Source organism: Larkinella knui (assembly GCF_003858645.1).
Lineage (GTDB): Bacteria > Bacteroidota > Bacteroidia > Cytophagales > Spirosomataceae > Larkinella > Larkinella knui.
On the sequence record NZ_RQJP01000010.1, the window covers coordinates 1 to 5,211 of the forward strand.

The 5,211-nt window shown below is 55.7% G+C and carries 2 protein-coding genes; both read right to left on the reverse strand.

Annotated elements, in window-relative coordinates:
- The coding region (locus tag EHT87_RS31085) for a PQQ-dependent sugar dehydrogenase (protein WP_185716398.1) at positions 1 to 2,377 on the reverse strand (2,377 nt) is incomplete at its 3' end.
- A gap of 369 nt (positions 2,378 to 2,746) precedes the next feature.
- Positions 2,747 to 5,211: putative Ig domain-containing protein (locus tag EHT87_RS31090; protein ID WP_124910709.1), on the reverse strand; the 2,465-nt coding region annotated here is incomplete at its 5' end.

The following is a 5,211-nucleotide window of genomic DNA, read 5'->3' on the forward strand; positions in this document are numbered from 1 at the left end:
GGGTGGGGGGTTGGGTATCGGGTGGCGGGGGGGTGGCGTTGGTGACGCTGAAGGAGCGTTCGACGGGTTGGGCGTAGCGGTATTGCCCGTTACCGTGCTGGGTGGCCCGGATCGTCACCCGCCCCACTCCGCCGGTTAGATTGACTTGACCATTACTTATGAAAGCGGGGCCTTCAATAGCAAACAGTGTGATTGGTAAACCCGAAGTGGCCGAAACTTGTGGGCTAAACGGCGGGGTTGTGGGTGCCCGGTCGGTTATAGATGCAAAATTGATCGTCTGAGAGGCCCCCGGACAATCCAGATAAAGGAATTTGATATAATTAGTAGTCAAACCGCTTGCATCGGTTACATCTAAGCCAACGCCGTACCAATAACTTGCTGTTCCATCACAACTGCCTTCCGATACCGTTACCGATCCGGTCTGATTACTTACCGTTGTGACCACATGCCGGTGATCATTATGATACAGATAAACCGTCCATCGGTACGATAATTGAGTGGGTGATTCGGCATCTGTCGCGGTAGCGTTGAGATTAATGGTGTATGGAGATGATAAACTGATTCGATCCAGATTATCCACAGAGGTAGTCTGAATAATTGGAGGAGTATTGTTGACCGAGATAACGGTCTGAGTGGAGTTCGTTTTGTTTTGCTCGTCGGTAACCTTCAACGTGACTGTATATGATTTGGGGCCTGTGCTGGTAAAGGATCGGGTATAATCCATCGCGGTACTTTTGGACCCGTCACTGACACTCCATTCATATTTTAAAGGCTTACCTTCTGGATCGAAGGATTCTTTTGCAGAAAAATTAATGGTCAATGGGCTATTGCCATAGGTTTTGTCTTTCGTGATAACTGCGACTGGTGGTTGGTCATTGCCCGCAACGAATCGCCGGACTACGCCCGCTTCCCCAAATGTCATGTAGTATATATTGTGATCGTAAGGGTTAAAAGCAACTGCCGTAAGACGTTGACCTCCTTCATCGGTGACAATTTTCTTGGTCACTTTAAACAGGCCGTTGGTTTCCAGTTCATTGTCATGGCCAAATCGTGCACCGGCGATCCATCCTGCATTGTAATCCGCAAAATAATAGATACTTTTTAGCTCTGCCGGATAGGTGCCTCCACCATCCTGCCAGGCTCCTCCGATTGCACAACCTCCTTCAAGTAGGGTCTTGTTTAAGTTTGTAACCGTTTCTCCCTGCACAATTTCGGTGTACTTATTATCGCGCCATTGAATTCTTGGTTTAACAGGGTTTGCTGGCTCAAAAGCCCTGGTTTTCCAATACCCTTCCCGTCCTTTGAGAATACCTTCGTAATAAGGCCAGCCAAAATTTTGCCCGGGCTCCGTAATCACATTCAGCTCTTCCCAACTGGTAAACCCTACATCGCCTACATAAATAATACCGGGTTTTCCGTCCTGGGGATTGGTACTACCAGTACCTGGTCGTACCGATATTCGAAAGGCCTGCCGTAATCCGAAGGCATAGACGCGATTCTGAGCTGCCCGCGGACCAAGGCTGGCATTGTAGAAGGGATTGGATGGCAATCCGTCGCCGTTTTCCGGATTAACCCGCAGAATTTTACCGGATAATGAAAATAATGCCTGGGCGCGGTAAGCCCCAATGTTCTCCGTAACGCGGTTTTTGTCGTAATAATCTGGCTTACTGCATGATTCGGGCGTTGTCGTTCCGGGGTTGGGAATGTATTTAATAATCCCTTCCTGCATGGCCAGATCAACCCACGTCGTCGCGTTGCATCCTACATCTACCTGTTCAAAACTGGAACCATCACCTGTACCAATCAGAATGGAACCGTCGGCTCCTACCGCCAGACCACCGCCGAGGTGAGAAAGCGTTAAAACCGGTACTCCGGTGTCATGTGTTTCGCCAATCAGGACTTTACGACTATTTAAATCTACTGAAAAGTCCCCCTTTACATTAGCCGTGTATCGTGTAAGACGCCCAAATGAAGGATAGTTTTCTAATGAACGGTTTTTATCATAACCCGGTTTACCAACGTTTTTGTACCAATACATATCAACATTGTAATAGAGATAAAACCGCCCGTTTTCTAAGAAGTCGCGGTCCAGTGTCATCCCTAGTAACCCATGATCGCCGTAATTGCCGACTTCTTCACGAATGTCCAACCATAAAGTAGGGGTAGATTCTCCCCGCTTGACCCGGTAGATGGATCCGTAGACATTATTGATATATAAGTTGCCATTATTGTCAAAAACGATTCCGGTCGCCCCTTTAACCGGACCTGCATAAACCTGGTCTTCCAGGTTAATCCCGACTTGTCCATAGACTGCCCACGAGGTAAGCAACCATAACAATAGCACAACACATGTACGTGAAGTAAAGAAGTTTAGCATAGGGAAAAGAGTTAGTAAACACCAGTAAGCACCTCGATCAGAGCAAGAAATCAACAGAAGAATCTTAATTTTTGGAAAGATAGCTAACAATAATTGGGCCGCAAAACTTGCCAGATTTTTATCTTAGTATCCGGTTATCCACAAATAACCCGTTAAAGTTATGTTTTGTGATTAAAAAACCAACAAACTATAGTGTATTGATATAGGCTTGGTGTATTATAATAAGATACTGGATGGTTCAATGGCAGTTAGCAAAACCGTTTTTACTTCGGATTTAAGAACGTTACCCGACCTGAATGTTTTTGCAAAAAGTCTAAAACCGCCGGTAGCGCTACCGGCGGTTTTTTTATGACCCAAGAAGCTATTGCGTTAGCGGTTGATCAGCAAACGTTTGGTGACAATCTGTTTGGCCGTCTGCAACTGAAGCAGGTACACGGCCGGGGCCACCCCACTCAGATCGATCGTTTGCCGCTCGGGCTGGCCGCTGCCCAGCAGCGCTTTCTGCCAGAGCGACCGCCCCAGCAGATCCACTACCTGCAGATCCGCCCACTGCCCGGCGGCCACCTCGTAACTGACTTCCACCCGCCCCCGGCTGGGGTTGGGACTCACCGTCAGCTCCATCCGTACCTGTGTCCCCCCCTGCTCGACGCCCTGCCGGCTGCCGCTTGGGCAGGTGAGCGTTTTGGGTGACCACTTGAGGGTGTAACCGCTGGCGGGCACCCGCCCGCTGATGGCGTGGGGCTTGCCATCGCGCAGCGAAACGGGCACCTCGAAACTGTAGCCGTGGTTGCCATCGCCCTTGCCGGCCGTCTTCAGATCTGGCCGGAAGAGGCCCGCATCGGTGCTGCCTACCACACTGGTGCCATCGACAAATTCGACGGTGATGGGCGTGTTGGGGCGGTTGCGATCCCAGATCCAGCCCTGGATGCTGCTGCAATTGACAATGTCCAGATACCCCTCATAGTTGCCCGGTCCGCTGCCGCCACTGGTCGGCGGGGGCGTGGTGCCCCCGGTGTTGACCGTCAGCGTCAGCGTCACCGCCTGCGAGAGCGGGCCGTCACTGGCCGAATACGTCAGGGTGAACGTGCCACTGGCGGTGGGCGTACCCGAAATCACCCGGGTGGTGGGGTTGAAGTTCAGGGGGGCGGGCAGTCCCGTCAGCGAGTAGGTCAGCGGATCGTTCTCGGCATCGGTGAAGACCGGCAGCGCACTGGCCGTAAAGGCTACGTTGACCGTCGCTGTCAGGGGGCCCACCGCTGGGGCTACCGGGGCGGTGTTGGCGGGCGGGGGTGTGCCCGGGCTACCACAGGTGAGCGTCTTGGGGGCATCCTTGAGGATGAACTCGGAACCCTGCACCCGGGCCCAGATCTGGCGGGGCTGGCCGTCCTTGAGGGCTTCGGGAATGGCAAAGTCAAAGCCGTGCTCGCCGTTGCCTTTGCCCGCATTGAGCAGATCCTGCCGGAAGATATTGGCCGCCGTGGTGCCCAGCAGCTGGCCGCTGGCGATGGACGCGCCCTGGAAGAACTCGATGGTGACCACGGCATTGCCTTTGGCCCGCTCCCAGGCCCAGCCCGAGAGTGTGGTGCAGTTGAGATCCTTGGCCAGGTAGCCATCGTAGTTAGCCGCCGGAGCCGGGGGCGTGGTGCCGCCCCCGGTGTTGACCGTCAGCGTCAGCGTCGTAGAAACCGCCGGGTGCTTGTTGTCGGTAGCCGAATACGTCAGCGTAAAGGTCCCACTCACCGTGGCGGTTCCCGAAATGACCCGGCTACTGGCGTTAAATGATAAATTACCGGGCAACCCCGTCAGCGTGTAGGTCAGCGGATCGTTCTCGGCATCGGTGAAGACCGGCAGCGCACTGGCCGTAAAGGCTACGTTGACCGTCGCTGTCAGGGGGCCCACCGCTGGGGCTACCGGGGCGGTATTGGTAGGCGGGGGTGTGCCCGGGCTACCACAGGTGAGCGTCTTGGGGGCATCCTTGAGGATGAACTCGGAACCCTGCACCCGGGCCCAGATCTGGCGGGGCTGGCCGTCCTTGAGGGCTTCGGGAATGGCAAAGTCAAAGCCGTGCTCGCCGTTGCCTTTGCCCGCATTGAGCAGATCCTGCCGGAAGATATTGGCCGCCGTGGTGCCTAGCAGTTGGCCAGTAGCGATGGACGCACCCTGGAAGAACTCGATGGTGACTACGGCATTGCCTTTGGCCCGCTCCCAGGCCCAGCCCGAGAGCGTGGTGCAGTTGAGGTCCTTGGCCAGGTAGCCATCGTAGTTAGCCGCCGGGGCCGGTGGCGTGGTGCCCCCGGTGTTGACCGTCAGGGCAATGCTGACCGCCTGCGAGAGCAGGCCGTCACTGGCCGAATACGTCAGGGGGAACGTACCACTGGTGGTGGGCGTGCCCGAAATCACCCGGGTGGTGGCGTTGAAGCTCAGGGGGGCGGGCAGCCCCGTCAGCGTGTAGGTCAGCGGATCGTTCTGGGCATCGGTGAAGACCGGCAGCGTGGTGGTGAAAGCCCCATTGACGGTGGCCGTCAGGGGGGAGAGGGCCGGAGCCACCGGGGCCGTGTTGGCGGGCGGGGCCGGGCTGACGACGAGCGCAATCACCAGCGGGGTTTTAGCGCCCCCCTGATCGGTGGCCGTGTAGGTGAGGCTGAAGGTGCCGCTGGTGGTGGGCGTGCCCGAAACCACCCGGCTACTGGCGTTGAAGCTCAGGGGGCTGGGTAAGCCCGTCAACTCATACGTCAAGGGGCTCTGCTCCGGATCGGTGAAGACCGGCAGGGGAGCCGAGCTAAAGGCGGTATGGACCACGGCCGCCAGCGGGGAGACGGCCGGTGGCACCGGCG